General features: G+C 38.7%; 30 protein-coding genes. 24 read left to right on the top strand and 6 right to left on the bottom strand.

The features are described 5' to 3' along the window. Positions 1–251: 251 nt before the first annotated feature. From ACO05G_RS05905 to ACO05G_RS05925, 5 genes are all read left to right on the top strand, one after another. Positions 252–689, top strand: a complete 438-nt coding sequence (locus ACO05G_RS05905) for a hypothetical protein (RefSeq protein WP_421765128.1) — start codon at positions 252–254, stop codon at positions 687–689. Between the two features lie 271 nt (positions 690–960). Next, the gene (locus ACO05G_RS05910; RefSeq protein WP_421765129.1) at positions 961–1,623 is read left to right on the top strand and encodes a hypothetical protein; all 663 of its coding nucleotides are present in this window, start codon (positions 961–963) and stop codon (positions 1,621–1,623) included. Then, positions 1,607–2,812, top strand: coding sequence for a hypothetical protein (locus ACO05G_RS05915; protein ID WP_421765130.1), 1,206 nt, complete (start codon positions 1,607–1,609; stop codon positions 2,810–2,812). Before ACO05G_RS05910 ends, ACO05G_RS05915 begins: the two co-directional genes overlap by 17 nt. A 274-nt stretch (positions 2,813–3,086) precedes the next feature. Further along, a complete protein-coding gene (locus ACO05G_RS05920; RefSeq protein WP_421765131.1) occupies positions 3,087–3,563 on the top strand; it encodes a hypothetical protein in 477 nt (158 codons plus the stop codon). A 344-nt stretch (positions 3,564–3,907) separates the two neighbouring features. After that, positions 3,908–4,960 (top strand): sensor histidine kinase, encoded by a 1,053-nt coding sequence (locus ACO05G_RS05925; protein WP_421765132.1) that lies wholly within the window; start codon positions 3,908–3,910, stop codon positions 4,958–4,960. Positions 4,961–5,277: 317 nt separating this feature from the next. Here the strand turns inward: ACO05G_RS05925 and ACO05G_RS05930 are convergent, their stop codons facing one another. Further along, positions 5,278–6,018: a hypothetical protein gene (locus tag ACO05G_RS05930; protein WP_421765133.1), complete on the bottom strand. Its 741-nt coding sequence runs from the start codon at positions 6,016–6,018 to the stop codon at positions 5,278–5,280. Between the two features lie 81 nt (positions 6,019–6,099). Here ACO05G_RS05930 and ACO05G_RS05935 point away from each other — a divergent pair, with 81 nt between their 5' ends. The 5 genes from ACO05G_RS05935 (at position 6,100) to hemN (ending at position 11,183) form a co-directional block, all read left to right on the top strand. Beyond that, positions 6,100–6,477 carry a winged helix-turn-helix transcriptional regulator gene (locus ACO05G_RS05935; protein ID WP_421765134.1) on the top strand — a complete coding sequence of 126 codons (378 nt, stop codon included), beginning with the start codon at positions 6,100–6,102 and terminating at the stop codon, positions 6,475–6,477. Between the two features lie 129 nt (positions 6,478–6,606). Next, complete coding sequence (locus ACO05G_RS05940) at positions 6,607–6,996, top strand: hypothetical protein (RefSeq protein ID WP_421765135.1); 390 nt, start codon at positions 6,607–6,609, stop codon at positions 6,994–6,996. A 51-nt stretch (positions 6,997–7,047) separates the two neighbouring features. Continuing rightward, complete coding sequence (locus tag ACO05G_RS05945) at positions 7,048–7,485, top strand: sulfite exporter TauE/SafE family protein (protein ID WP_421765706.1); 438 nt, start codon at positions 7,048–7,050, stop codon at positions 7,483–7,485. A 130-nt stretch (positions 7,486–7,615) separates the two neighbouring features. Further along, the gene (locus tag ACO05G_RS05950; protein WP_421765136.1) at positions 7,616–9,760 is read left to right on the top strand and encodes an ATP-binding protein; all 2,145 of its coding nucleotides are present in this window, start codon (positions 7,616–7,618) and stop codon (positions 9,758–9,760) included. A gap of 79 nt (positions 9,761–9,839) precedes the next feature. After that, positions 9,840–11,183: an oxygen-independent coproporphyrinogen III oxidase gene (gene hemN, locus ACO05G_RS05955; protein WP_421765137.1), complete on the top strand. Its 1,344-nt coding sequence runs from the start codon at positions 9,840–9,842 to the stop codon at positions 11,181–11,183. Positions 11,184–11,186: 3 nt separating this feature from the next. Here hemN and ACO05G_RS05960 read toward each other — a convergent pair whose 3' ends face one another. Further along, a complete protein-coding gene (locus ACO05G_RS05960; RefSeq protein ID WP_421765138.1) occupies positions 11,187–11,813 on the bottom strand; it encodes an MCP four helix bundle domain-containing protein in 627 nt (208 codons plus the stop codon). Positions 11,814–12,001: 188 nt separating this feature from the next. Here ACO05G_RS05960 and ACO05G_RS05965 point away from each other — a divergent pair, with 188 nt between their 5' ends. The 12 genes from ACO05G_RS05965 (at position 12,002) to ACO05G_RS06020 (ending at position 22,879) form a co-directional block, all read left to right on the top strand. Continuing rightward, positions 12,002–12,421, top strand: coding sequence for an RrF2 family transcriptional regulator (locus ACO05G_RS05965; protein WP_421765139.1), 420 nt, complete (start codon positions 12,002–12,004; stop codon positions 12,419–12,421). 129 nt (positions 12,422–12,550) lie between these two features. Further along, positions 12,551–13,033: a c-type cytochrome gene (locus ACO05G_RS05970; RefSeq protein WP_421765140.1), complete on the top strand. Its 483-nt coding sequence runs from the start codon at positions 12,551–12,553 to the stop codon at positions 13,031–13,033. An 18-nt stretch (positions 13,034–13,051) separates the two neighbouring features. Continuing rightward, positions 13,052–13,621: a fasciclin domain-containing protein gene (locus ACO05G_RS05975; RefSeq protein WP_421765141.1), complete on the top strand. Its 570-nt coding sequence runs from the start codon at positions 13,052–13,054 to the stop codon at positions 13,619–13,621. A 12-nt stretch (positions 13,622–13,633) separates the two neighbouring features. Then, positions 13,634–15,601, top strand: a complete 1,968-nt coding sequence (nosZ, locus tag ACO05G_RS05980) for a Sec-dependent nitrous-oxide reductase (RefSeq protein WP_421765142.1) — start codon at positions 13,634–13,636, stop codon at positions 15,599–15,601. Positions 15,602–15,679: 78 nt separating this feature from the next. After that, positions 15,680–16,285 carry a hypothetical protein gene (locus tag ACO05G_RS05985; RefSeq protein ID WP_421765143.1) on the top strand — a complete coding sequence of 202 codons (606 nt, stop codon included), beginning with the start codon at positions 15,680–15,682 and terminating at the stop codon, positions 16,283–16,285. Positions 16,286–16,304: 19 nt separating this feature from the next. Beyond that, on the top strand, positions 16,305–16,736 hold the full coding sequence (locus tag ACO05G_RS05990) for a nitrous oxide reductase accessory protein NosL (RefSeq protein WP_421765144.1): 432 nt from the start codon (positions 16,305–16,307) through the stop codon (positions 16,734–16,736). Positions 16,737–16,925: 189 nt separating this feature from the next. Continuing rightward, positions 16,926–18,317: a nitrous oxide reductase accessory protein NosL gene (locus ACO05G_RS05995; protein WP_421765145.1), complete on the top strand. Its 1,392-nt coding sequence runs from the start codon at positions 16,926–16,928 to the stop codon at positions 18,315–18,317. A gap of 261 nt (positions 18,318–18,578) precedes the next feature. Further along, positions 18,579–19,805 carry a nitrous oxide reductase family maturation protein NosD gene (locus ACO05G_RS06000; protein WP_421765146.1) on the top strand — a complete coding sequence of 409 codons (1,227 nt, stop codon included), beginning with the start codon at positions 18,579–18,581 and terminating at the stop codon, positions 19,803–19,805. Then, positions 19,802–20,515 (top strand): ABC transporter ATP-binding protein, encoded by a 714-nt coding sequence (locus ACO05G_RS06005; protein WP_421765147.1) that lies wholly within the window; start codon positions 19,802–19,804, stop codon positions 20,513–20,515. The genes ACO05G_RS06000 and ACO05G_RS06005 overlap by 4 nt, the downstream gene beginning before the upstream one ends. Positions 20,516–20,770: 255 nt before the next feature. Continuing rightward, positions 20,771–21,559 (top strand): ABC transporter permease, encoded by a 789-nt coding sequence (locus ACO05G_RS06010; protein ID WP_421765148.1) that lies wholly within the window; start codon positions 20,771–20,773, stop codon positions 21,557–21,559. Positions 21,560–21,577: 18 nt separating this feature from the next. Continuing rightward, positions 21,578–21,913: a cupin domain-containing protein gene (locus ACO05G_RS06015; RefSeq protein WP_421765149.1), complete on the top strand. Its 336-nt coding sequence runs from the start codon at positions 21,578–21,580 to the stop codon at positions 21,911–21,913. 105 nt (positions 21,914–22,018) lie between these two features. Further along, positions 22,019–22,879, top strand: a complete 861-nt coding sequence (locus ACO05G_RS06020; RefSeq protein ID WP_421765150.1) for a universal stress protein — start codon at positions 22,019–22,021, stop codon at positions 22,877–22,879. 57 nt (positions 22,880–22,936) lie between these two features. Here the strand turns inward: ACO05G_RS06020 and ACO05G_RS06025 are convergent, their stop codons facing one another. Continuing rightward, entirely contained in the window at positions 22,937–23,476 is a 540-nt protein-coding gene (locus tag ACO05G_RS06025) for a cysteine dioxygenase (RefSeq protein ID WP_421765151.1), read from the bottom strand. A gap of 183 nt (positions 23,477–23,659) precedes the next feature. On the opposite strand from ACO05G_RS06025, the gene ACO05G_RS06030 reads away from it, so the two are divergent. Further along, the gene (locus tag ACO05G_RS06030) at positions 23,660–24,571 is read left to right on the top strand and encodes a universal stress protein (protein WP_421765152.1); all 912 of its coding nucleotides are present in this window, start codon (positions 23,660–23,662) and stop codon (positions 24,569–24,571) included. An 18-nt stretch (positions 24,572–24,589) separates the two neighbouring features. After that, entirely contained in the window at positions 24,590–25,432 is an 843-nt protein-coding gene (locus ACO05G_RS06035; protein WP_421765153.1) for a universal stress protein, read from the top strand. Between the two features lie 36 nt (positions 25,433–25,468). Here ACO05G_RS06035 and ACO05G_RS06040 read toward each other — a convergent pair whose 3' ends face one another. From ACO05G_RS06040 to ACO05G_RS06050, 3 genes are read right to left on the bottom strand one after another with little or no spacing between them, the layout of a single operon-like run. After that, the gene (locus ACO05G_RS06040) at positions 25,469–25,915 is read right to left on the bottom strand and encodes a hypothetical protein (RefSeq protein WP_421765154.1); all 447 of its coding nucleotides are present in this window, start codon (positions 25,913–25,915) and stop codon (positions 25,469–25,471) included. Positions 25,916–25,919: 4 nt separating this feature from the next. Next, positions 25,920–26,321, bottom strand: coding sequence for a hypothetical protein (locus ACO05G_RS06045; protein ID WP_421765155.1), 402 nt, complete (start codon positions 26,319–26,321; stop codon positions 25,920–25,922). Further along, positions 26,321–26,734, bottom strand: a complete 414-nt coding sequence (locus ACO05G_RS06050) for a hypothetical protein (protein ID WP_421765156.1) — start codon at positions 26,732–26,734, stop codon at positions 26,321–26,323. Before ACO05G_RS06050 ends, ACO05G_RS06045 begins: the two co-directional genes overlap by 1 nt. Positions 26,735–26,737 lie beyond the last annotated feature (3 nt).

The following is a 26,737-nucleotide window of genomic DNA, read 5'->3' on the forward strand; positions in this document are numbered from 1 at the left end:
TCTTTCTGGCCTTTGACTTTCAGAACGCAGTGCTTTGTAGTTGACGTTTGTGGGGATTGGGCAGTTTCACTACCTTGGTGATTTTTAGAGACGATGTGGCCACTCACCATATCTGATCGTTCCTCAAAGACTCCCTGATTTCTTGAATTTGTAAGTGTCTCTAAAACGGACGTCTCTTGAACTCAAAGGATCGTTACATTGGTACGATTTTTGAATTTAGGTTTGTTCTATCTACAATTAAACTAATAATTATGAAAAGAAGATTACTCATATCACTAACTATTATACTGGTTTCAGTAGCAGTTATTGCACAAACTGGACCAACACCTGACGATGGAGGTGACAGTAGTCATGGAACCGGCTATTACTTTGAAGACGGAGCTCCACCTCCTGATGGAACACCGGATGTCGTGCTCTCCAGCCAGGCATGGGACCTTTACCTTATTACCTCTAACAGTCAAACAAGTTGGTATTATGTCTTTCATTGGTACGTACCCAATCAGAATACGGGTGGATGGTCCTACTATGGTTATAGTCTCGATGCTTTAGGAACCGCTGAAGGAGGCTCTGGTGGAGGTAGTAATCCTCCAGCGGGCTATATCAATAATTGGTCAGGATATGGTATTTTCTGGGGCAATGGAGGTGACGGTGGCGACGGACAGGAAGATGACAAAGACGACTCCAATTAACATAGATAATTAAAAAGAAAGCAGACTAGGAGCTGCTTTCCAGAAGTCTATTGATTTATTTTGAATTGATGGTGTTGAAGTCGTTACCTTCAATATTGAATATTTCGCTCACAATAAAAAAACCTAATTACAGGAAGTATTAGGGTTTCGCTTAACAGAGGTTTAAATGATCGTTTTTTCGAAACAAGAGTTAGGTATTATCTTTAGTCAATATATAAGCTAGATATAGTGCATAAATGTGCACTATATCCGGATGTTAGACCTAATTCTCATGAAGCAACTTAATCCATTCCAAGAAGAGGTATATGAAATTTTCTCAGAGGATTTGGTTGACTTGACTGTCTGCTTCTTCAGCACCAACGAATCTACCGATATTGACATTGCTCTTTTCGGAACATCATCTAACGTTGAATCTCAACTAGAATCGATTGGTAGAATTTTAAGCAGCCTTAAGGATAGATATCAAATATTCACAGATTTAAATGATCTACTGTTTATTGAAAAAAGGAAAAAATTCATACACCTTCTATACTATCCAACTCCTTTACATTTTAAAGCTTGGGAAGTGCTCTCTTTTGCTAACTCAATTTATCATCAAGGAATTTTCATCCCAGGCAAGCCTCCTTTTCTAAAGGTTCTCGCAGAACAATATATTAACTCTGACCCCTTCACTATTTCTTCCTTTGAAAGGCAAAGCTTAGCATACTGTAGGCTTGCTCTAAGAGCTTTTATATATGCAAATTCAATGACTGGACCTAAAGTTGATAATTACGTTGAGAAAATTGTGAACTATATATATATCCATCTTAATCAAGAAATGGACACGACTCCTTTGAAGAAAAAACTTACAAGCGAGAGCACAAATCAATGCAGTCTACTTCTAGAAATTATTTCCTTAATCTCAAATCACTTCAACTATGATAATTACACATGACAATACTTCAGTAATTAGTTCATATAGGTATTTGACCAGACAGAGTATAAATAGTATTAAGCAGCCTTATGACTTACAAAATTTCCTTGGGTTATTAACATCATATGCACTTTCGGATCAAATATTAATTCCCGGTTTTGTTCATGATTCAGTTGCTAATCAAAGAGAATCTGCGATCGATAAATTGGAGTCCTTAGGTCTCTCGAGAAGTTTCTTCGAAGTAGATCCAGAAAGCGAAGATGAATTTAAAGCTCGTTGCAGAGCAACTGTCAACACCTTCTTAGAAGACATTAGCGATGACCCACAACAACACATCTCTGAATTATTCTTGAATACAAAACTAGATTTTAAGATATCTGAAGATCATCTAGACCATGCAGAAGATATCCATTCATTGTTTTTTGCAAAAAACAGGAAGGAAATTATTGAGAACATTCGGAATGGGGAAATTGACAAAGAATACGGAACTGCAGGATATATGCTGACCATAAATCAAAACCTTTATGACCTAATTTTTGATCGAAGGGATGATTGGAGTCTGCTCGCAACACAAAAGCTTATTGATTTATTCAGATACAAATTGAACTTCTCATTAAAGAAATCTTCAATGACAGGTTATTCTCCTAATGTGAAACGAGCCAAAATAATTGATGGCTATCAAAGAATTATTCGAAATGGAATAAAAGAAAGTCTAATAGGCTCTTTAGATGAAATAATCGTTGGAGGTCAAAATGAATTGATTAACTCAGAACCAATAAATCTCCCAGGAATTTCCAGAGCACTAATTTATGATTCAGCTGGAGATTTAGATCGACTAATCGAACTGTCAATTGAAACTCGTGATAACACAAAGCCTTTGCGAGATTTCATTAACAAAACAATCAACAAGATAGACAATGAACCACAAAAATGGTTTGAACTAGAGAAAGGATTAAAGGAAATTGGATCAGAAGTCAAAATTGGTAAAGAGGGTCTAAAAGATGACGGAGCTCTATTCAGCAAGGTCAGCATTACTGGAATACCTATACCATACCCCACGAAAAAAGGAATTAGCAAAGCAAAAAATCATCTTCTTCGGAAAAAGGAAATTAACGTTTTAAGTGAGTTCGCATCTTCAGTCCAAAACCCAATTAATATGGAGATAAACTCATTCGTAAAGCTTTTCAAAGTTGGCAATAAAAATGACTAGGTCTAACAAACGATATAGCACATGCCTCTTCTGAGCATTCCGACAGTGAACTGGAAACAAAAATCTTTATCAATATTTGGAAGTCCAGAGGCACGTGCCATATCTGGGCGTTCCTCAAAGACGCACCTATTTCTTGAATTTGTAAGTGTCTCTAATACGGAGGTTTAAAGGATCGTTTTTTCGAAACAAGAGTTAGGTATTATCTTTATCCACCATATAAGCTAGATATAGTGCATAAATGTCCACTATATCCGGATGTTATGGGCAATGAGTTATGCAAGAAATCTCAAAAAATGATACAATAACGACTGATCTCCAGAAGACCAACACTCCAAACAGTAGTTTTAAAGAAGGATTATCAATTGAAATTATTGGAGGAGTAATAGCTGGTATTATTATCCTTTTAATTGTGGCGTTCTGGAACAAACTTAAAAGCCATTTCATGGGTTCCAAAATCTCAAAACTACAATTCAACCTTAACCATCAAGATATTAGGAAAAAGCTAAAGATTATCGTAATTGATGATGATGACATTTTTCCTGTAAGTGGCTTTAAGGAGTTTGGGTATAGCATTGATAGATGGGAGAAGCTTGATGAGATTAAACACAAAAGACTTATTGATGGAGAATTTGACATCATTATTTTAGACATTTATGGTGTTGCGAAAGATATCGCCAAGAATGACGGCCTTGACATTCTTCAAGATATTAAGACTAAAAATCCGTCGCAAGTTGTAGTAGCCTATTCCTGACATTCATTCGATTTTTCAAAAAATAAATTTTGGGAATTAGCTGACGAGAAATTGACCAAACCAACACCCTTTGTTGGGACTCAAGAAATTATTGATCAGTTGATTGACCAAACCTTTAACGTCCAATATCATATTGATCATATTAAGAGTATTTTGAAGAATAATAATGCAACTGATTCATACAATCGAGTTGAGAAATTATTCTTAAAGCATAAAAAAGAAAGTTCAGAACCGAATTGGTTCTCTGAATTGGACTTCTTGACCATTAAGGATAAAGAGAAGTTAAAAATTGCGTCAATTCTTCGCAAACTTTTCAAGTACAGTCATTTATCCTAATAATCAATATGGAGTTTGAACTATTCAAGAAGATTTCACCATTTCCCTTTATACGAGAAGAGGAGCTACATGACTCCAAAAAGTTAGAGCAGCATAGAACTTGCCTAAAGTGCAAAAAGCAAGAGTGCACAAACTTTAAGAATTACGCAGAGGATAATTTTATTTGCTACAAAGGGTTCAATTGCATACTTCATCAGCTAAAAAATGAAAAAATCATCTTTAATGGTTTAATCTTAGAAGATAATAGGAGTGTTAAAAGCGGCACCCGGGATGCTCGAAAAGAATACATATTTAGTCGTCATCATATTCAAGAAGCTATTGATGACTTAAAAAATATATCGGAATGCATTGATGACGGAATTAAAAGCAATATAAGAGAACGTTTCTCACTTTTTCATGATGTTCGCTCTTCCTATGCAATTGCATTTTCCCATGTGGAGTCTTTGATATTCAAAAATGAAGGCAGTTCAATTTATGAGAAATTACAAAACTCCGATCAACATATTATAGACCTATATGACAGTTTAGACTTGGTTAATTCTCAATTGGAATTGATAGATATCATGGTAAACCCAAGTGCTATTGTGCAGGGAACCAAAAGGAATATCAATTTATTCAAATTAGTAGATAAATTAAGAAAGTTATATGCTATAAAGGCTCAGAAACGAGAGCTATCTATATTCGTTCGAAGTTCTGAAACTATTCCATATGGTCAATATCATGACAGCATAAAACTGATTCCAATTATTTTATTGGAAAACGCCATTAAGTATTCAGATGAGGCCAATCAAATTCATGTGACATTCTATATAGAGCACGATGACCGTATTAGTTTTGAAGTATCCTCGTATGGTTTACTTGTCCCAGAAGACGAACGTCAAATAATCTTTAACAAACAAATAAGAGGATCCAATACCAAAAGATATACTGAAGAAGGTATTGGAATGGGGCTTTTCATTGCAAGGAATATTCTGACCAAACATGGAGGATCTATAACTTATAGCTCAGAGATTAAGGGGTATGGTGGATACGGTTTTAATAAATTTAAGGTAATAGTATAAAGCCCATAACAAACACTAAAATGAATATGCGAACTGAGCCATATGGAAGGGCAATGCGAAACGGAAACTTCTGTGCTTCTAGCAAATGGGGCGCATACTCATTTTAGTTGGGCGTTCCTCAAAGACGCACCTATTTCTTCAATCTGTAAGTGTCTCTAAAACGGAGGTTTAAAGGATCGTTTTTTCGAAACAAGAGTTAGGTATTATCTTTAGCCACCATATAAGCTGGATATAGTGCATAAATATGCACTATATCCTGATGTTATGAGCAAAAAAAGCCGATCCGGTAGTGTTACCAGTCGGCTAAATTCTGCTGTTTACTGGCTTATATTAACTTTTGCCTGGATCATATCAAGACGGCTTACTGATTCGTCAAGAAGGTAAGTTGTTTTCTTGAACTCTGGGTCAGCCTGTAGCCCGTAGAATGCCGCAACATTATTCCATTCAACAATCCCAGCCATATGTGGGTCTAACATGTAAGGCTCTCCCTTTAAATACTCTACATATGGTTTTAGATTGACCAGGAACTTAGGCGGGCCATATTTTTCCTTAGGTTTGGATGAAAGTTCGAAATACTTCGGAAGTGATGTTTCTGATTTAGGTGTCAGCCAAGCATTAAAAAACTCATAAGTCTTATCCGACCTAAAACTGATCGTCACATCTTCATCCACTGTATAGTATGCCAGTTTCAAAGATGTAATCGCATCATCACGTACAGGAAACAGTTTGAGAGCTTCCTTATCCTTCAATAGTTTCTCTCGATCACTTGTCTTTTGCCATTCAAAAATGGCAATCATTTGAGGATTAACCTCACCACCTGTAATTGCAACAACTTCAAAGCTAGCTACCATCTTACCATTATACTTGGCGGATATCGGTAAAATCTTCTGGAAATACTCTTTTCCCAATTGTTCCTCTTTGCCACCCTCAACTGTAGCAAAAGCAATTTCAATGATCTTTCCCTTTTTAAAAATGATTTCCTGACTCGTTTGATTTTGAGCCTGACTTAGGAGTGTCATAGACATTAAAATGATTAATTGATAAATTCTGATTTTCATTTCTATTATATTTAGATAAAACAACTTATCGTCTTATACGTACGCTAATAAAAGTGTTGTACATACAAAAAAGTGCGTGTAATGAGAAAGACTACTTCAACTAATTATGAAAACCTACAGATCCTTGAAATGTCCTGTGGCTTGAGCTATGCTGTAGAGCTAATTACTGGTAGATGGAAAGTCAATATTCTTTGGTATCTGACGAAAGGAGTTAATAGATACGGTCAACTAAAAAAAAATATTGAGGGCATATCAGAGAAGATGTTGACTCAAAGACTCAAGGATTTAGAATATGATGGGCTAATCCTTAGGAAAGATTTCCACACAGTTCCGCCTCATGTGGAATACAGCCTTTCAAAAGCAGGAGAATTGCTTGTTCCTGTCCTTAATCAATTATGCCGTTGGGGGAATGATGTAGAAGGTATAACTCGATCAAACAACGTGATAAAAAGCTCATAACAAACAATATAGCACATACCTCAATTGAGTCACTTGATACTGAAATGCACTTCCGCTACATTAGTGCTTTCTGCCAAATGTGGGCACACAAACCGATAGTTTGGCGTTAGTGAACATACTGCAAATTCTATGGGATGGTTTCTTGGAATAACTTTTCTACTTGTCATAGCAATCGTAATTATTGCTTCGATTCCACCAAAACTGAAGGTATCTGCCAATCGTCTAACTATTGGAAGGATATTCCCAAAACATATTTTAATTAAAAAAATTAAAAGTGTTGAATTTAAAAACGGGTTGCCGGGTGAACTTGGGAGAAGATGGGGTCATGATAGTGGCGACATCAAAAAAGGATCATTTTACTCGGAATTAGGACCAGTGGAACTTTCAATATACTTAGAATACCCTCCTTTTCTTTACATCAAAACTGATAAAGACTTTAGGGTTATTAATAACCCCGATACAGAACTAACTCGAAAGCTTTTCGAAAGACTGCAAGAAACGTTCACTAACAAGTGCTAGCACGAATGTGCCTGAGTCATTTCTGGGTTTAATTGGAGCAACAGTGGCGTTATTTCAAGTGCAAAAGGTTATGGCGTTCGTGCTGGGTTTTGGCGCCTATTACTCCTTTACGGTATTCCATCTATTCGGCACAGCTTGGAGCGCTTTTACTATAAGTTCAGGTTCTATCAAGTCCTGAAATCTTTCATGTCCAGAAATTTATCCATGCGTAAACGGTGGTTTTTGAGTGGGGTTGCAAATGGATTTTTCACCTGCGGTCTTACCTATGTCGCTGCAGCAGGAGCAGTTGCACTCGCAAACCCATTCGAAGGAGCTGTATTTATGGTGCTATTTGGATTAGGTACCTTACCTGCTTTGATTACATTGTCATTTGCTGGAAACATCTTTTCACAAAGGCTAAAGTCACTTATTCCAAGATCGATTTCTATCATTGCCATTCTTTCCGGACCGCTACTTATTTTGAGAGGGCTGCTTACGACTTTTCCCTAATTCAATCAGCTGGTGCAAGCCAATGCTGCTGGGTTGATCACAGTTTGTGGACTTTAAATTGAATTTTTATTAGATCAATCTCCCTTTATCTAGGGTTTTAGTCTATATTATAGGACTAAACAACGGATCAATGAAGTCCGTATCTGAAATTAAATCTTTAAGAAGAATATTCTTTCTTCTTGTGATCACCATAACAATTTCGCTCGCTGGCGTCTTTGTATATATCTATGCGGATACAAGAAATGATAGAATTAATGATTTAGGCTATACAGTTTCTGTCATAAAGGAATACTATGAACTTAGTTTTCGACAATGGGAGCTAAGCTTGCTGAGTGTAGGAAATCGACTAGCCGAAATAGAGTCGATAGAGGAAAAAGCTGCATTTGCAACGGAAGCACTAAAAACTTATGAGCGTGAATTATTAGCCTTTGGTTTCGCAAGACCTGATGGACAAATTCTTGTCTTTAGCGGCAGACCTCTTACTGACTCTCTTCCACACCTAATGCAATCTGAAAAAACCAGACGATCCTTTGATCTGGCCAGAAAAGGGGATGGGATATCGGTAGGAGAATGCTATTATACCGCTCTTGCAGGTGATTGGGTTATTCCCTTAAGAGTGCCCATTAGAGATGAAAATGGTAATCTGCTGGCAGTCAATACAACCGGAGTAGATTACAGCAGCATAGTTGAAGATTTAAAACGTTTTGGTTTTAATGAAAACTATCAGATTCACTTAATTAACAAGAGTTTTGGTACTACTCAAATTTTATATCCCTTACCAAAAGAAAAATATGAAAGCATATTAGGTAGGGATTCCCTAAGCTACCATTTAGAGGATGGTCAGGAAGAAAGATTAAATGAAGACTTATTATTATTTAGTTGCATCAACCCAGTCAATAATGAAGCAAGCATAGTTATATCAACGGACATTTCGCCTGTTAATCACCAATTGGTTGTGAGCGTACCAAAAGCATTTATTGCGTCTGAAGTATTTGATAGAATAAAATTTGTTGGCAGTGCTTACATCGGACTTCTTGCAATTTTTCTTTTCTTATACACCTACCTAAAAGGTAATTTGGAAAAATCGATTGATAAACTAAAAACAGAAAGAGCCAATCTAAAATCAATTATTGAAAGTACTTCTGACTTGATAGGGCTATTTGATACAAATAAAAAGTTAGTTGAATTTAATCGAGCATTCAAGATCTCCGCCAAGTTGACAGATGGTATGAATTTGCAAAAAGGAATGAACATATTGAAAGAGATCAAGCACAAAGATCAGGTTAGTCATTTTAATGAATTGTTCAATAAAGCGCTAAAGGGAGAAAAGTTTCAAGTTGAAATTGTGTATCCGGGTCCAAAAGGTGACTTAAACTTCAAGTGTAAGTATACTCCAGTTTTTAATGGTGATAGAGTAGTTGGCATCACATTTTTTGCCGAGGATGTTACTGAAATTCGAGATTATCAAAAGCAACTTGAATTACTAAATAAAAATCTCGAATCGAAAGTACTTGACCGTACCAAGGAATTAAAAGCAAAAAACAAAGAACTTGAAATGGGATATGAGAAGCTTCAAGCAACTCAACAGCAACTGATACGAGCGGAAAAGATGGCTTCATTAGGAATCCTTTCATCTGGAATCGGTCATGAAATCAATAATCCGCTAAACTTCATAAAGCATGGGGCGCTGGCATTAAAAGAGAGACTTCTAACTCAAAATAGTTATGAAGTATATGATGAATATTTCAATGCAATTGAGGAAGGTGTTAGAAGAGCTTCTCAAATTGTAAATGGTCTTTCACATTTTAGTCGCTCAGGGAAAACTATGGATGAAGTTTGTGATGTACATGAGATTTTACAAAATAGCTTGACATTGCTAGCAAATCGTTTTAGGAAAAAGGACATTGAAATACGATCCTATTATCATGCCGAAAATTCAATTGTAAAAGGTAATGAAGGTAAGCTTCATCAAGTCTTTACTAACATCATTACAAATGCAGAGCAAGCGATTGTAGAATCTGGTTTTGTAGAGATATCTACAAAAAATGAGAAAAAAGCCATCATTATAAAGATTTCTGATTCAGGAATTGGGATGAGTAAGGGAGAAATAGCGAAAATGACTGATCCTTTCTTCACAACAAAAGACCCAGGAGAAGGAACTGGGCTTGGTATGTTTATCAGCCAAATGATAATAGATGAGCACAATGGAGAAATGAAAGTGCAGTCAATAAAAGGAGAGGGAACCACTTTTGAAGTCATTCTCAAAAACAAGTGATAAAAATCAGGTGCTCTCATTCCTTTAATCATTAGACACCCTTGAATATCAAAATAGCTTTGAGTCAAATTTTGATTCAATGCAAGACCTGAAGAAGTACAACCTACCCGTCCCCAGATATACCAGCTACCCAACCGTCCCATTTTGGGAACCGGAGAGCTTTACCATAGACGCTTATCAAAAAACCTTACAGTCGGCATTTTGGGAAAGCAGCAAAGAAGTCAGTTTGTATATTCATTTACCTTTTTGCGAAAGCTTGTGCACCTATTGTGCGTGTAATACGCGTATTACCAAGAACCATCAGGTTGAAGGCCCATACATCGATCACTTGCTCAAAGAATGGGAACTGTATCTGGAAATGCTTCCTGAAAAACCGCTTATCAGAGAGATCCACCTGGGTGGGGGTACACCTACGTTTTTTGCTCCGGAAAACCTCGATCGATTACTGTCAGGAATCATCAGTCGGGCAAGCTTATCAAAGGAATTCGAAATGAGTTTTGAGGGTCACCCGGCGAATACCACAGTGGAGCATCTTCAAACACTGTATGATATTGGATTTGACAGGGTGAGTTTTGGGATACAGGATTTTGATCTGAATGTGCAGAAGCTCATCAACCGAATGCAGTCGTTTGAGCAGGTAAAATTCATCACCGAGAAAGCACGGGAGATTGGATATACCTCTGTGAACTATGATGTGGTATATGGACTACCAGGACAAACACAGGAGTCCGTTCAAAACACGCTCAATCAAATCATCACATTAAAACCCGAACGAATTGCATACTACAGCTACGCCCATGTTCCGGCATTGAGACCTGCTCAGAAATCATACGAGGCTTACCTGCCTGATGGAGGCAATAAGTGGGACTTTATGCAGCTGGGAAAGAATGCATTTCTCGACGCAGGATATGCGGAGATAGGCATGGATCATTATGTATTACCAGGAGACGAATTATTGGTAGCAAGAGAAGAGGGGGAGTTGCACCGAAACTTTATGGGTTACACACCTTTTACCAGCAAGTTGTTGGTAGGCCTTGGTGTAAGTTCTATTAGCGATAGCTGGAGTGGATTTGCTCAAAATGAAAAGAGCATTCCTAAGTATTATGATTTTCTGGACAGGGGTCAGCTGCCAATAATCAAAGGACATATACATACTAAACAAGACCTCTTTTTTAGAAAGCATATCCTGAATTTGATGTGTGATTTTGAAACGACCTGGCATGAGTCAGAATTCATGGAGCATTGTGTTGCTCTTGATTACAAGCTGCTGGATCAACTACAAAATGAGGGACTGGTTACATACAATGAAACGGGCATGAAGGTCACATCTGAGGGTCGTAAAGTAATAAGAGTCATTTGTACGGCTCTCGATGCAAGAATGGCCAGTACCAGTCGAACTCCTCAGTTTAGTAAAGCAGTTTGATTGTTACTGATGTTTAGACGGCTTCATGAAAATTAAAAGCTGAATAAGAATTCCAATTACGATTAGAGCACCTATTTCCAATTTTGCGATAAGATCGCTAGATTTTATCGTTTGATTAGAGCTACTGATGACTCTACTCCCTTCCTCTAACTGAATTTTATATAATGCATCTAAATCTTGAAAAACAGCCTGGAAGTATTGCTCGCTATTTGTTGAGATGGGTGCTTCAGGGGTTATAGATTCATCAGAAACATAAGCATTCTCAAACTTTTTCAATGCTTGTATATTTTCTTTTAGTGAAGTGTAACGTAAAGATTCCTGCTCAGTCAATTTAGTAGAGGAAAACCTATCGATCAGAGCATCTATTGAATCGTTTATTGCCAGGTGAAGCTCTCTTAGGTCATCCGCATCTGAGCTTTGCAAGATTTCTTTTTTTTGCTGGAGATTCCTTGATATTAGATAGAGATAGTTTTTAGTTAATAACCTATCCTCATAAACAGTAGTCAGGTTTTCTTTAACAATTCTAAAGTGATTCTTATCGATTAAGTTGGTAGCAATAATCAAAAGAAAAACTACTGCGAGAGCAGCTCCTGCTCTTATTCTTTGTGCTAAACTCAGTTTCCAGCGCATACTTAATTAATTAACGAGCCGTGCCGTTTGTTTTCTAATTCTGGTTTTCATGGTTAAACTAACGGCCTATACATACAAAAGTAAGTGGTTATAAATTGGGATATTTATTCGTTAAAAATACGTACTAAATAGAGGATTAATTTGTCCTTTATTAATCATATCGCTATTTTTGCTTCAAAAGGAAAGAGATGTTTTCGAGAGCCTGTGAGTATGCCATAAAAATCATGATCTACATTGCCGGTAATGAGCAGGAGGGGAGAAGAACAGGAGTAAAAGAAATATCTGAAGCCATAAACTCACCGGTTGCTTTTTCAGCCAAAATCTTGCAGCAGCTTGTTAAGAGTGAATTATTGATCTCCTACAAAGGACCCACCGGAGGTTTTGAATTAGCTCCCAAAAAACAAATCAAACTGGTAGATATTGTGAAAGCAATAGATGGAAATAAACTGTTAGAAAGCTGTGTACTGGGTCTTGAAAATTGCTCAGGAAAAAACCCGTGTCCGGTTCATTTTAAGTTTATAGAAATACGTGATCAACTAAAGGAAACTCTGCTTTCTACAGAAATACGCGATCCCGAATTAGTAACAAAAGGCATTGGATTGACTTAATTTTCATTTAATAAAGGATAAAATGATCTTTTAATCTTTAATTATAACATAAATCATACTCAAGGATGAAGAACGTCATATTTCAGACACCTGATTCTTTAAAACTTTAAACCATTAAATAGTAAAATCATGAAAAGCGTATTCTCAATCACTTTAATTGCCGCCCTTTTCCTCATCACTGGATGTGGAGGTGGAGACGGAAAAAGTAAAATTGATCAGATCAAGGAGCAGTCTAAAATGGAACCTGTCGAGCAGGTACCCGCCAGCGAGCGTGTTACGCTCGATAATAAGGGTGTAGGTAGAATTAAGGATTTGCCACTCTCTGAGACCATAGATCAGGAAATGGTAGAGAGAGGTGAGGCCCTCTTCAGTACCAATTGCAGTGCATGTCACAAAATAGATAAGCGATTTATTGGGCCTTCACCAAAAGGAATCATGAAACGAAGAAGTCCTGAATGGATCATGAATATGATCCTGGATCCACAATTAATGGTGGAGCAGGACAGATGTGCCAAGGACCTTTTGGTTGAATTTAATGGTGCTGCCATGGCCAACCAAAATATGACTGAAGAGCAGGCGCGCGATATTTTGGAATACTTCAGAACCTTATAAACCTAATTCCTTTCAATTATGAAAAATATAATTTTAAAAATTACGACTTTGTTTTTCCTGCTGAGCTTGCTAGCTGCTTGTGGTAGCACCCAAGAAAGCGCTCAGGAGACTTCAAGTGAAACCGCATCCTCTCATCCTCAAGGCCAGGCCTCTGTAGTGGATGATGTGTCAGATCCCAATATCCTGCAGGTTGCTATTTCCTCAGAGCCTCACAGTACGCTCGTGGCTGGTGTTCAGGCTGCAGAAATTGAGCATGTATTGGTTAACGCAGGACCACTTACCGTATTCGCACCCGTAAATGCGGCTTTCGATGCTCTTCCAGAAGGAACACTCGAGAATCTGCTGAAGCCAGAGAATAAAGAGGACTTGGCAACAATTATCACACGCCATGCAGCTCCGGGATCTTATGATATCGACGCTCTCAAAAGAGAAGCTAAGAAGGGTAGAAAATTGTACATGGCCACCGGTGATTACCTGGAGGTGACTGTAGATGGAGATGATGTGAGCGTTGGTGGTGCCAAAATAGTTGGAACAGTGGCTGCTTCAAATGGGATCATCCATGTAATAGAAAAAGTGATTTTACCTTAAAAAACCAATAAAATGAAAACTAACATTATTAAAAATACTTTATTCATAAGCGCGCTTGCCTTCTTGTTTTCTTGTGGTCAGGCAGGGGATAGAGGAGGTAATGGTGCGCTTAGCAGCAATATTGCTGAAAAAGTGTACGTAGCACCCGGCGAAAGGGATGAACAATACGCTTTCCTGTCTGGAGGCTATAGTGGCAACCTGACCGTTTACGGACTGCCTTCAGGAAGACTCTTTAAAGAGATACCTGTATTCTCTCAATTTCCAACGTCAGGTTACGGCTATTCGGAAGAAACTAAACCTATGTTAAATACTTCATTTGGTTTCATTCCATGGGATGATCTTCACCACCCGGATATTTCCCAAACGAATGGTGAATTGGATGGAAGATGGATTTTTGCGAATGGAAATAATACTCCACGTATAGCAAGAATCAGCTTGACAACCTTTGAGACAGAAGAGATCATCGAAGTACCTAATAGTGCCGGTAATCACAGTTCTTCTTTCATCACTGAAAACACTGAATATGTAGTAGCCGGAACACGGTTTTCCGTGCCTGTACCTCAAAAGGATATGCCAATCAGTGAATACAAGGCAAATTTCAAAGGAGCATTGACATTCATTGCGGTTGATCAAGAGCATGGACATTTGGATATCAAGTTTCAGTTGTTGATGCCTGGTTTCAACTATGACCTGTCGCACCCTGGTAGAGGCAAGTCACATGGTTGGTTCTTCTTCTCCACGTACAACACTGAAGAAGCCAATTCACTGCTTGAAGTTAATGCGTCACAGAATGACAAGGATTTTATCGCAGCGATAAACTGGAAGAAAATCGAAGAATATGTTAACAACGGAGGTGGAACTAAAATGCCTGCCAAATATGCCCATAACGTCTATGATGAATCTACGCATACAGCTACTTCTACCATGAAGAACGAAGTGCTTACAGTTAATCCAGCGGATGTGCCAGGAGCTATTTACTTTCTGCCAACTCCTAAATCACCTCACGGGTGTGATGTAGACCCTAATGGAGAGTATATTATTGGTTCAGGTAAGCTTTCAGCAAACATCACCGTTCATTCATTTGACAAAATGCTGGCTGCTATTGATGCGGAGAAATTTGATGGTGATGCCTATGGTATTCCTATCCTTAACTATGACGATGTATTGGCAGGTAGCGTACAGAGTGGTGGCTTAGGCCCATTGCACACCGAGTTTGATGGAAAAGGGAATGCGTATACTACTTTCTTTATCTCATCAGAGGTCGTAAAGTGGAAACTTGGAACCTGGGAAGTAGTGGATAGAAAGCCAACTTATTACTCTGTAGGTCACTTGATGATCCCAGGTGGTAACTCAAGAAAACCACATGGCAAGTACTTAGTGGCCATGAACAAGATCACAAAGGACCGTTACCTACCTACAGGTCCTGAAATGGAGCACTCTGCACAGATTTATGATATCTCAGGAGAGAAAATGGAGCTGCTTTACGATTTTCCTACGCATGGAGAGCCACACTATGCTGCTGGATGTGACGCAGAACTTTTGGTGAATAACTCTAAGAAAATCTACCGAATCGATGAGAACAATCACCCATATGCCATTAAGAGTCCGGCAGAGGCCAGGGTAGAAAGAGATGGTAAAGAGGTACATATCTATATGTCTACCATCAGAAGTCACTTTACACCGGACAATATCGAAGGCATCAAAGTGGGTGACAAAGTGTACTTCCATATCACCAATCATGAGCAGGATTTCGATGTACCCCATGGATTCTCCATGATCGGACAGAGGACATCTGAAATACTTGTGATGCCGGGTCAGACCAAAACTTCACTTTGGGAACCAGAAAGAGTTGGAGTGTGGCCTTTCTACTGCACCGACTTCTGTTCTGCACTTCACCAGGAAATGCAAGGATACATTAGAGTATCACCTGCAAACTCAAACATCGAGTTGAGTTATACCCTGGACGGTGACGACATCTAAAATGAAAAACTGTAAGACTGATGATTGATTCAGTCTTACAGTTTTATTCAAATTTCTCATTTAAAACATGTTAAACAAATGAAACGTGCTGGAATTATTATGATCATAGGTAGCAGTATGCTGCTTGGATTATTTGTTTTCCCAATGTGGAACATCCGGCTTGGAGCTCCTCAATACCCTGAGCCACTTGGTATTGACATTCATGTAAATGGATTGAGGGGAGAGAGTGAGTTCGATATTCAAAACATTGATGGACTCAATCACTACATCGGTATGAAAACACTGCCAAAACCTGATGATATGTGGGAGTTCTCCGTGTTTCCGAAAGTAGTATGGTTAATGGCCGGTCTTGGGATTCTAATTGGAATCCTGGGTTTAATGGGAAAAATACCTCCTGTCTTATTTCTTGTATGGTTTGTAATGATGAGCATACTTGGGGCACTCGGTATCTATGATTTTAATTTATGGCTGGTGGATTATGGTACCGATTTGGATCCAAATGCAATACTGAAACTTATCAATCCGGATGGTACACCGATGCAGTATAATCCTCCACTATTGGGGCATAAAAAGCTATTAAATTTTGATGCTTTTTCCTATCCACGGACAGGAGGCATATTACTAGGGCTTGGTATGTTACTGAGTTTGGTATCTTTTTTCTTAGGTCGAAAAAGCCAGGATTAATTTATAAAACATGAGCACTATGAAATTTATATATGCAATGCTGTTGTCACTCTTCATTTTATCCTGTAGTACGGGTCCAAAACCCATAAATTATGGACAAGACGCATGTGTTTTCTGCAAAATGACCATCGTAGATAAACAACATGCAGCACAACTGGTCACAAAAACCGGTAAGGCCTTTAAGTATGATGCCATTGAGTGCATGCTCAATGATCTGAAGGAATGGGAACATCCGGAGGTTCAACACTACCTTGTGGCTGATTATGCCAATCCGGGAGTACTGACAGATGCCTCAGGTGCTGCTTATTTGATATCTCAGGAAATCCCAAGTCCTATGGGTGAATTCCTTACGGCATTTGAAAGTGAGGATAAGCGAAACGAGACAGTTCGGGATGTATCCGGGACCGCCCTGGATTGGAATGCTTTAAAGGCGGAATTTGAAATTAACTGAACCTTAAATTGATTTAGAATCACAAAAACTTGTCTTTTCGATAGTAGGAGAAATATTTAACAATCAAATGAAGTAGTGACATCATGATTCCTCATAACATTAGAAAGAAGATATTTCATTGCACTCAATATGACAAGTTTTTTAAGATTCTACTTTATGAATACAGGTAACATTATAAATCAATAAGACATGAAAAAAATAGTATTTATCGTCACCGTATTGGTGATGACAGGAGCGACCCTTGCTCAGGATTTGATCAAAATTGGAACTGATGCATGCTCACATTGCAACATGTTTATCAAGGATCAACAATTTGCTGCAGTAGCAGTGGATCAGGATGGGAGCACCCAAAAGTTTGATGCCATTGAGTGTTTAGTAAACTATCTGAAAGATGAGGATGAAAGCAGTTTTAAAAAGCTCATGGTGGCAGATTATGAAATGAGCGGTTCAATCATTGATGCTAAAAATGCCACCTATTTAAAGAGTAAGAATATCGCCAGCCCGATGGGTGCTTACCTTTCAGCTTACGTGTCAAAAGAGGTGGCTGAAAAGGTTCAGAGGAATAAAGGTGGAGAATTATATAACTGGGAAGAATTAAAGAAGAAATTCATAGACTCTCGTTTTGGTCTTCTGGATCACCCAACCCACCACCACAACCGTCCGGATGCCTATGCGCCGATAGGAATTATGGGAGATCACCTGCATCACAAAGGAGGATTCATGGTTTCAGTAAGATATATGACAATGGAAATGGAAGGAAACCTATCCGGATCCGATGAGGTGAATGACATGATCGTATTTCAAAATTACATGGTAGCTCCACAGGCGATGCGAATGGATATGCTGATGATTGGCGTAATGTATGCTCCATCAGATCGACTCACGCTCATGCTAATGCAAAATTTTCAGCGTAATCAAATGGATTTAAGCACGATGATGGGAATGAACTTCAGTACAAAAAGCGAAGGTATTGGTGATTTGAAAATCAGCGCTTTATATGGTTTGTTTAGTGAGTCTACACATTCATGGCACCTAAATGTAGGTGTGAGCATCCCTACCGGAAGCATCAAGAATCAAGGTGATACGCCAATGGCAGAGGGCATGCGTTTACCATATCCAATGCAGCTAGGAACGGGAACAGTTGATTTAACTTTTGGAGGGACGTACAAAGGTTCGTCTGAGAATGTCAGCTGGGGAGTACAGCCACTAGCTACGATCCGTACCGGAGATAACACGGAAGGCTACAAGTGGGGGAATGAATTCGTAATTAATACCTGGGTTGGATATAATCTGGCAGAATGGGTAAGCGTAGCAGGCCAATTCAGCGCTAAAAAGCAAACACAAATGCAGGGTCGCGATGAAATGCTAAATCCAATGATGGTGACAACCGCTGATACAAAAAATACCGGATTCACTAAGGTATACTCCAATGTAGCCCTTAACTTTTCCTTTGGTGAAAGTCCGGTGTTGAGGGATTTTAAAGCCGGACTATCCTATGGATTGCCTGTGTACCAAAAGGTGAAAGGAATCCAGATGAACGAACAAGATGCTTTTACCATCGGTCTGAGATATGCTATCTAATATGAGATATCATCCTTTTGAATTGTGGATTACTCAACGTCTAGGTGGGTGGGGAGAAGATTTGGAGCGGTGGTGATGGCCTAGTGCGCAAAGGCTTTAAAATCTTCTTGACTTTTTTGTTACTTTTTTCGTCAAGGAAAAAAGTAAGATAAAATGAACAATGAAATGCGAATTAATGAGGCGATAATGCTTTCGGTTCTAATATTAAATCCGTCAATATCGGATGAATAGTCTGTTTAGAAATATTATCAGTTGAATAATATGAGATTACTACTTATTGCCCTTTTTACTTTAATTTTTCTGCAGACCAGCGGTCAAACTGTTGTTTGTCCGAGTTGTGAGATCAGGGATTTGCAACAAGCAGTAAACCTGGCTGAGCCACACGACACCCTCATCGTAAAAAGCGGTATTTATCCGGTAGTCGATCTTGAAATAACAAAACCCTTAACCCTCATTGGTGAAAAGGGCGCCATATTGAACGGTCAGAATAAAAGCTACGTGTTAAAGTTGCTAGCTGACAGCATAACCATTTCCGGGCTGAAAATCATCAATGCCGGTAAAAGCTATACGAAAGATTATGCAGCCATCTATGCCTCCAGGGCGAATTATTTACTAATTGAGAACAACACTGTCGTCGATCCATTTTTTGGCCTGCTGATTGAAAAATCCAAACATGGAATCATCAGGAATAATCTGGTGTATGGAGAGAATGTAAAAGAGGACGAAGCGGGGAATGGCATTCACGCATGGCATTGCTCCAACCTTCAGATCCATGACAATGAAGTTTACAGAATGAGGGATGGCATTTATCTGGAGTTTGTAGATGAAAGCATTATCGAAGAAAACTACGCACATGACAATGTTCGATATGGATTACATTTCATGTTTTCCAACAATGATGATTACATCGGGAATCGATTTGAGCACAATGGAGCAGGAGTGGCTGTTATGTTTTCCAAGTTTATTACAATGAAAAATAATGTCTTTATTAACAACTGGGGACCGGCGAGTTATGGGCTGCTATTAAAAGAAATATACGATGCTGAAGTGCTGGATAATGAATTCATCGAAAACACGACGGCTGTTTTTATAGATGGTACCAGCCGCATTAATTATGTCGGTAATGTATTTAATAAAAATGGGTGGGCGATTAAGGTATCCGGAGGATGCTATGCCAATCGGATCACAGGAAATGACTTCAAAGGAAACTCTTTTGATGTTTCCTATAACTCAAAGATGAATGATAACACGTTTGATGGAAATTACTGGGGAGACTATACCGGTTACGATCTGGATAAAGATGGTGTGGGAGATGTGCCGTATAGACCGGTGAAGCTATTTTCTTACATTGTAAATAAAACCCCTGAAACGATCATTTTACTAAGAAGCCTTTTTGTAGACATTATGAATTTTTCCGAAAAGGTTTCGCCTGTTTTTACTCCTGACAACCTGGTGGATCAAACACCGGCAATGAATGCATTCAAATGATTCAAGTTACAGATTTAAATAAAAGCTTTGGCAAATTAGAGGTATTGAAAGGTGTGAGCTTTTCCATTGATCGACCCGGTGTTTTCGCGGTTCTTGGGCACAATGGATCCGGCAAAACGACGCTACTAAAAACCATTTTGGGTATGGTCATTCCTAATAATGGTGAACTTCAGATCAACGGAACAACCATTAAAAGAAGCTGGGAATACCGAAAGGACATAGCTTACCTGCCACAGATTGCTCGTTTTCCAGAGAACTTGACAGTCAATGAGCTTATCAAGATGATTTTGGACATTCGAAATCGGAAGGGTAGAGAAAAGGAGTTGATCAAGCGATTTGGATTGGGGAAATTTCTGGATAAGAAGCTATCGGATTTATCAGGTGGAACAAGACAGAAAGTGAATATCGTGTTGGCATTCATGTTTGATGCGAACATCTGCATCATGGATGAGCCCACGGCCGGACTGGATCCGGTGGCCCTCATAGAGTTAAAGAAGCTGATTGAAGAAGAGCGCGAGAAAGGAAAAACGATACTAATCACTACGCACATCATGAGCCTGGTAGAGGAAGTGGCTGAAGAGATCATCTTCCTATTAGATGGGAAGATCCACTTTCAGGGAACACTGGAAGAGATGCAGAGGCAGACAAATGAAAAAGATTTGGAACACGCAATCGCAGCAATGCTTGTGCCTAATGGCACACATAATTAAGATGAGTAAAAGTCCTAGAAATAAATATGCGTTAACTATTCGTCCAGGAGGGAGGGGAAGAAGATTTGGAGCGGTGGTGATGGGTATGCGGGCAAAGGCTTTAAAATCTTCATGACTTTTTTGTCACTTTTTTTGTCAAGAAAAAAAGTGAAATTAGATAACAATGGAATGCGGAATGAATGGAAATGGAGGTGTTCTTAGGAAGCGCTTAAAATGCAATAAATAAAGGTTTTTACATTTTTTAATTTGAATTCAATGTCAGCGATTAAAATATTAAAATATAGCTTTTACGATTTGATGCGAAGCAGGTGGAGCTACGTATACCTGGCTTTTTATATGCTGCTGGGATTTGTATTACTATTCCTCAATTCAGATCTTTCGAAAGCAACTATCACTTTGATGAATATCATCGTGGTACTTACACCGATGATCGGAACCATTTTCGGTATCATGTACTTTTACAATTCACGCGAGTTTACGGAGCTGTTACTCTCGCAACCCGTGAAGCGTTCCACCATCTTTCTTGGACAATACCTGGGCCTGTCACTCTCACTCTCCATGAGTTTGATCATTGGATTAGGCATCCCATTTCTTTTGTATGGAATCACACAATCAGATGCGGTAGGCAACTTTATCACATTATTAGCCTCCGGCACATTTCTTACATTCATATTCGTCGCATTGTCTCTGAATATCGGCTTGGGAAATTCCAATAAGATCAAAGGATTCGGCTATGCCATTTTGATGTGGCTGTTCTTTGCTGTGATCTATGATGGGCTTTTCATGATCTCGTTGATTGTATTTGGTGACTATCCACTGGATAAATTTGCGCTTGGAGCCTCCCTTTTTAACCCGATTGATTTGAGTCGGATCATGATTTTACTCAAGCTGGAGATTTCTGCACTTCTGGGATATACAGGGGCATTGTTTCAGAAATTTTTTGGCACCAGCTCAGGGTTATTTATCTCGATCGGCGTGCTTTTGCTATGGGTTTTCATCCCGGTCTCATTCATGCTGAGAAAGTCACTCAGAAAGGACTTTTAACATTAATAGATCAAGCTTATGGATACCATAAAATCTTCAACCGTTGTTACTTTGAAAGAACTGATTGCTTATGCTGAAGGAGCGGTGGTAAGTAAGACGCTAACGAAAAACAAAAGTGGAAATACCACTCTTTTTGCTTTTGATAAGGGGCAGGGACTTAGCGAACATACTGCTCCTTTTGATGCTATTGCTCAAATTGTAGATGGACAGTGCAAGATCACTATTGGTGGTGTAGATTTCAAGTTAGAAGAGGGACAGATGATACTAATGCCAGCCACTATTCCCCATGCATTGGAAGCTATTGAGCCTTTCAAGATGATGCTGATCATGATTAAAGACACTACGAATGATTGATCGTTGATATAAATCAATCAGTACTCTGGCAATCATCAGAATTAGGCATGGTTCAAGGCTATACTTTTAGCCCTTGAATTGATGTTTACTTTAAAATTCTCCAAGATGAAAAAGATTCTAGTCCCAACTGACTTTTCGAAGGTTAGCGAAAATGCTGTCAAGTTTGCTTTGGCCCTTGCCGAGAAAATGTATGGTGAAATTACGCTTTTTCACAGCGTGAAATTTGACTATTTCTATGATTTTCAATACGGCGATTTAGGCGCAATCTCTGCTGCAACAGAGGAAATCAGGAAGGATGCAGAGAAACGAATGGAGGATTTTATTGAGCAATTTAAATCAGATATAAACATCAATTTTACGATTTCGTCAGAGCCCATTGCGTCTGGTATCAAAGACATGGTGAGCAATGATGGATTTGACCTGGTGGTTGTGGGGACTCATGGATCCTCAGGCTTAGAGGAGGTGTTTATTGGATCCAATGCTGAAAGAGTAGTGCGTCATATCCAATGCCCGGTGATCACCATACCGAAAAATGTTTCACTTAAACCAATCAGAAAAGTATTAGTGCCGATTGATCTCTCGGAATTGAGAGGAGGGTTCTTAACGCGAATAGCGAACCTGCAAGCCATTTTTGAATGTGAGTTGGAATTCCTTTGGGTAAATAAATCTAAGGTTTCGGATGAACAAGAAAAGGAATTAGCAAACGAGTTGACCAGCGTGTTTAAATCTTATGAATTAGATAATTATCGGTTTTTCATAATCAATAGCATAAACCCGCAAGATGGAATATTTCTTGAAGCAAAAGAATCAAAGGTCGATATGGTAGCGATGGCCACTCACGCAAGAAGAGGCATTGCTCATTGGCTGTCCGGAAGTACTACAGAGGATACCATCAACCATCTGGACATTCCTGTTTGGACATTTAAAATTGACAAAACCGAAGAGGTCATCAAATTGAAAAAGTAGTCTTCCAAGAAGCCATCACTAAAACCGAATGGATTGCACTAGATATTTATTTGGTACTCAAACTTCATGCTCTAATAGGTCATAATTCTTATCCTCCCAGGTTTCCATCATGGTGCTATCTGATTTATTTTCATCATATACATGCCACTCGGTAACTGGGTTACGATAAATATTTAGACTGACAGTCCTTGCGGAATAAGCGTTTGAGTATCGATGAATGCCGATCTGATTCATGTAGGAAAATTCATCAGTTCCAAGAAGTACATTGCTAACCCTTTCTAACCGGTCATCATCTACATTTATTTTGAAGCGTTCTTCTCTAAGCATTCCTTCGATTGGATGAATCCAGGCCTCTTGGGCATTAAAGTCATGAATAGGAGAGGATTGTCCTTTTTCCCAGCAAATAAGCAAAATCTCAAAATTATCGTTTCGCGCAAGAACGTTTCTGGCATACCTATCATCCCTCCAGGAATAATATCGCTCAAATTCTGATCGCGGAATGTTCACATTACTCATTACCTCTAATACGTGAGAACCACATTCCTCACACTGGTTCAAAGCATGAACCAAAGCTTCTATGGTATTTATCTTTTCCATATCCGTATTTGTTTTGTTTGATCTCAAGGTAATTTCTGATTTTGTAAAAAAGCATGACGATTTTTAGGATATATCCTGATATTAATCAAGGAGATGATGAAAATCAATCTCCGTGCTTCTGTATGTCATTAGAGATAGTTCAGCTGAGTTCTACTTTTGAAATGACATCTAAATAGTAAGACCATGAAAAAGATACTTGTTCCTGTCGATTTTTCCGAGGTAAGTGCTCATGCTACCCGATTCGCAATTGAGCTAGCGGAGAAGTTTGAGGCTGAAATTACCTTATTAAATAGCGTTCATTTTGATTATTACCCTGACCATCAGTTTACAAGCTTTACTGGTGTTCAGACCATGATGGAAGATGTGCGTAATGCGATGTATCAAAAAATGAATGAATTTGTTGCGCAATTTGATACACGTTTAAAGATCAGAACCGAGGTAAATGGAGTTTACCTGGTAACTGCAGTAAAGGAAATGACTGCAAAAGAAGGGTTTGATCTGGTAGTCATTGGTACCACTGGTTCTTCTGGAATAGCGGAAGTGCTGGTTGGTTCTAATACGGAAAAGATTGTACGAAATGCGTCTTGCCCGGTGATTTCTGTTCCGGCGAAAGCATCTATCAAACAAATCAAGCGAATACTTGTGCCAATAGATATAAGAGAGCTTAAGCATAGCTTTCTTGAACAAGTAGCCTACCTTCAAGAAAAGCTAGGTGCTCGTTTAGAATTCCTTTGGGTAAAAACCCCTCATAATATTGAGAACGAAGAGCAAGTAAGTGAGGAAATAGGACAGTTAATTAAAGGGCATCATATTGCAGATTTTGAATTCACTATCGTTAAGCATGTCTTCCCTTCAGATGGGATACTTTCTCGCGCAGAGGATTCTCATGCAGATATGATCGCAATGCCAACGCACGCCAGAAGGGGTATTTCACATTGGCTTTCAGGTAGTTTAACAGAAGATACTGTTAATCATATAAAAATACCGGTTTGGTCATTTAAGCTTGATAGGAAAGAGAAAGCAGTCAAACTTGACAGTGTCAGTAACGCTCACGGAAAAGCAGAGTATAAGAAAATTGAGGTGCTTACCGATTAACATTTAATAATTAAAGTAATGAAAAAAATAGTAGTTCCCGTTGATTTTTCAGAACAGGCTTCCTATGCCTTAGACTTTGCAATCGAGTTGAATGACAAAGTAAAAGGAGAGATCATCATGGTGCATGTAGTCGATATACCCGTAGGTCATTTAAATTTCACGGGAGAGGTCAACTCTTCAGGTATGGAATCTTTTTATACGGGGGAGTTCATAAAAGCTACTCACAATAAATTGGAAGAGTGGTCTAAGCGTGTTATTGATAAAAATCAAAAAGTATCTGTGCATATGAAGTATGGCAATGCTTTTACCAATATCAGCAAAATTATTGCCGAGGAGAGTGCTACATGGATTATCATGGGCTCAAAAGGAGCCTCAGGATTACGTGAGGTTTTTATTGGGTCAAACGCTGAGCGAATGATTAGGCATGCAGAATGTCCGGTATTTATCATAAAAGGAGAGACCCACCTGAAAGACATCAAAAGCATGGCTTTTGCCTCTGACTTAAGTGAAGAGCAGGATTTGATTGCTTATCACGCAAAAGATATTCAGGAACTATTGGGATTAAACATGCATGTGGTAAAAGTGAAAACACCTTATAACTGGCTCGAGGAGGTGCAGGTGAAAAAAATGCTTGAACACTTCGCAGAGCGTAATCACCTAATAGATTTTACTACAAGCACCATTGAGGCAGATTTTGTCGATACAGGGGCAGTAAAATTTGCAGAAGATGTAAACGCAGGATTGATTGTGATGGGAACCCATGGGAAGAAAGGAATAGCGCATATAATCGGTGGGTCGATTGCAGAAGATGTGGTCAATGAATCTAAGATTCCGATCTTAATCTTTAAGATTTTAGAATAAGAAAAATTAAGAAAGGGTTGAAAATCAACCCTTTTTCTAATTGCTTAAAACGCCAACAACAATTGAAGTGGCAACAACCCCACCTAAGAAATAATAGATACGTGATTGCCGAATTCGCTCTATGTCAGCACGTAGGTATACGTTCGTTTTTCTTTCGTCTTCAAGTAATGCATCATTAGCTAAAAGCTTGGAATTCCAGTAATCAGCTTCAATTTTTCTTAATCGTGTAGCGCTATCTGCAAGGAAGATCCGTTCTTCGTATGTTTTTAACTTTTCCTTGTAGAGGATCATTCTCAAGGAGTCAAATTCTGCTTTTGTCTCCAGGTTCTTGAACTCCACCACCTTGGTTCTTGGCATGTAGAATAGATTGAACTCAAATGGATTTTGAAACCTTTCTCCCGGTTTTATAATGCCTACGGTTTCTTGAGAAAAAAGTGAAGTAGAGATACAAGTAAGAAAGGAGATTAACAATGCTTTTTTCATATAATCAGTTTTTAAGCCAATCTAGTAAATCATCATCACTGAGGTTTGAGTTTTTCTTTAATGCCTCTTTTTGTGCAGTATCCAATGAACTAATCTGCTTTGCTATTGTCGCGGATTTATAGTCCAAATAATCCATTCTGGCTTTCAGCGCGTTAAACTTACTGTCATATTCCTCCTTCATCAATGCCCAGTTCTTTCGTTTAGCAGCATGTTCTGTTTCTATTGTGGAGATTTCCTCTTCCACATCGATTTTAGATGAATTAAAAAGCTTGGCTTTAAATGCAGCAAATCCGCCCGCTAGCGCAGCAAAAGCCTGACCGATCAGATCACTTCGGAAGATCAGCAGAACAGCTACACCTAAGATAACAGCTACAATCAATATTGTTTTTAATGTCTTACTCATCATCAATCAGGTTCTGATCCTACCGTTTCTGTACCATCCGAATTCACCTTCACTGTAGAAGGATTATTAGGTGCTTGGATCATTGCTGTCACCTTCTCTTTGGTCTCCATTCGTTTATCAAGAGCTGCTTTCTCGTTTTTATCTTTCTTTTCAGAAATTCGAAACACTTCTTTCATTCCAAAAATAAGTGCCCAAACAGTGGTATTAAATGTGAGCCATTGGGCACCACTAAAGCTTAGTTCGTACGTTTTATCCCCTAACTCTAAAACCTCTTGATTCAACAATAAATAGGTTGATATCCACGTACCGGCAACCAATCCCCAAACTTTTATGCTTATTAGGGTGAAGAGTAATTTAGAGAACCATGCAGCCCAAAATCCGTCCTCTCCGATGAATAATTTTTCTGGTTTTTCCATGAG

The organism is Ekhidna sp., assembly GCF_965227465.1.
Classification (GTDB): Bacteria; Bacteroidota; Bacteroidia; order Cytophagales; family Cyclobacteriaceae; genus Ekhidna.

Excerpts from the sequence above, each read along its gene's own strand:
- ACO05G_RS05940 (WP_421765135.1), top strand. The coding sequence starts at position 6,607 with ATGGGATGGTTTCTTGGAATAACTTTTCTACTTGTCATAGCAATCGTA.
- ACO05G_RS06010 (WP_421765148.1), top strand. The coding sequence starts at position 20,771 with ATGTCAGCGATTAAAATATTAAAATATAGCTTTTACGATTTGATGCGA.
- nosZ (WP_421765142.1), top strand. The coding sequence starts at position 13,634 with ATGAAAACTAACATTATTAAAAATACTTTATTCATAAGCGCGCTTGCC.
- ACO05G_RS05920 (WP_421765131.1), top strand. The coding sequence starts at position 3,087 with ATGCAAGAAATCTCAAAAAATGATACAATAACGACTGATCTCCAGAAG.
- ACO05G_RS05905 (WP_421765128.1), top strand. The coding sequence starts at position 252 with ATGAAAAGAAGATTACTCATATCACTAACTATTATACTGGTTTCAGTA.
- hemN (WP_421765137.1), top strand. The coding sequence starts at position 9,840 with ATGCAAGACCTGAAGAAGTACAACCTACCCGTCCCCAGATATACCAGC.
- ACO05G_RS05960 (WP_421765138.1), bottom strand. The coding sequence starts at position 11,813 with ATGCGCTGGAAACTGAGTTTAGCACAAAGAATAAGAGCAGGAGCTGCT.
- ACO05G_RS05950 (WP_421765136.1), top strand. The coding sequence starts at position 7,616 with ATGAAGTCCGTATCTGAAATTAAATCTTTAAGAAGAATATTCTTTCTT.
- ACO05G_RS05935 (WP_421765134.1), top strand. The coding sequence starts at position 6,100 with ATGAGAAAGACTACTTCAACTAATTATGAAAACCTACAGATCCTTGAA.
- ACO05G_RS06040 (WP_421765154.1), bottom strand. The coding sequence starts at position 25,915 with ATGAAAAAAGCATTGTTAATCTCCTTTCTTACTTGTATCTCTACTTCA.
- ACO05G_RS05970 (WP_421765140.1), top strand. The coding sequence starts at position 12,551 with ATGAAAAGCGTATTCTCAATCACTTTAATTGCCGCCCTTTTCCTCATC.
- ACO05G_RS05975 (WP_421765141.1), top strand. The coding sequence starts at position 13,052 with ATGAAAAATATAATTTTAAAAATTACGACTTTGTTTTTCCTGCTGAGC.
- ACO05G_RS06035 (WP_421765153.1), top strand. The coding sequence starts at position 24,590 with ATGAAAAAAATAGTAGTTCCCGTTGATTTTTCAGAACAGGCTTCCTAT.
- ACO05G_RS05925 (WP_421765132.1), top strand. The coding sequence starts at position 3,908 with ATGGAGTTTGAACTATTCAAGAAGATTTCACCATTTCCCTTTATACGA.
- ACO05G_RS06015 (WP_421765149.1), top strand. The coding sequence starts at position 21,578 with ATGGATACCATAAAATCTTCAACCGTTGTTACTTTGAAAGAACTGATT.
- ACO05G_RS05990 (WP_421765144.1), top strand. The coding sequence starts at position 16,305 with ATGAAATTTATATATGCAATGCTGTTGTCACTCTTCATTTTATCCTGT.
- ACO05G_RS05915 (WP_421765130.1), top strand. The coding sequence starts at position 1,607 with ATGATAATTACACATGACAATACTTCAGTAATTAGTTCATATAGGTAT.
- ACO05G_RS05995 (WP_421765145.1), top strand. The coding sequence starts at position 16,926 with ATGAAAAAAATAGTATTTATCGTCACCGTATTGGTGATGACAGGAGCG.
- ACO05G_RS05965 (WP_421765139.1), top strand. The coding sequence starts at position 12,002 with ATGTTTTCGAGAGCCTGTGAGTATGCCATAAAAATCATGATCTACATT.
- ACO05G_RS05930 (WP_421765133.1), bottom strand. The coding sequence starts at position 6,018 with ATGAAAATCAGAATTTATCAATTAATCATTTTAATGTCTATGACACTC.
- ACO05G_RS06050 (WP_421765156.1), bottom strand. The coding sequence starts at position 26,734 with ATGGAAAAACCAGAAAAATTATTCATCGGAGAGGACGGATTTTGGGCT.
- ACO05G_RS05910 (WP_421765129.1), top strand. The coding sequence starts at position 961 with ATGAAGCAACTTAATCCATTCCAAGAAGAGGTATATGAAATTTTCTCA.
- ACO05G_RS06020 (WP_421765150.1), top strand. The coding sequence starts at position 22,019 with ATGAAAAAGATTCTAGTCCCAACTGACTTTTCGAAGGTTAGCGAAAAT.
- ACO05G_RS06030 (WP_421765152.1), top strand. The coding sequence starts at position 23,660 with ATGAAAAAGATACTTGTTCCTGTCGATTTTTCCGAGGTAAGTGCTCAT.
- ACO05G_RS06005 (WP_421765147.1), top strand. The coding sequence starts at position 19,802 with ATGATTCAAGTTACAGATTTAAATAAAAGCTTTGGCAAATTAGAGGTA.
- ACO05G_RS06025 (WP_421765151.1), bottom strand. The coding sequence starts at position 23,476 with ATGGAAAAGATAAATACCATAGAAGCTTTGGTTCATGCTTTGAACCAG.
- ACO05G_RS06000 (WP_421765146.1), top strand. The coding sequence starts at position 18,579 with ATGAGATTACTACTTATTGCCCTTTTTACTTTAATTTTTCTGCAGACC.
- ACO05G_RS05985 (WP_421765143.1), top strand. The coding sequence starts at position 15,680 with ATGAAACGTGCTGGAATTATTATGATCATAGGTAGCAGTATGCTGCTT.
- ACO05G_RS06045 (WP_421765155.1), bottom strand. The coding sequence starts at position 26,321 with ATGATGAGTAAGACATTAAAAACAATATTGATTGTAGCTGTTATCTTA.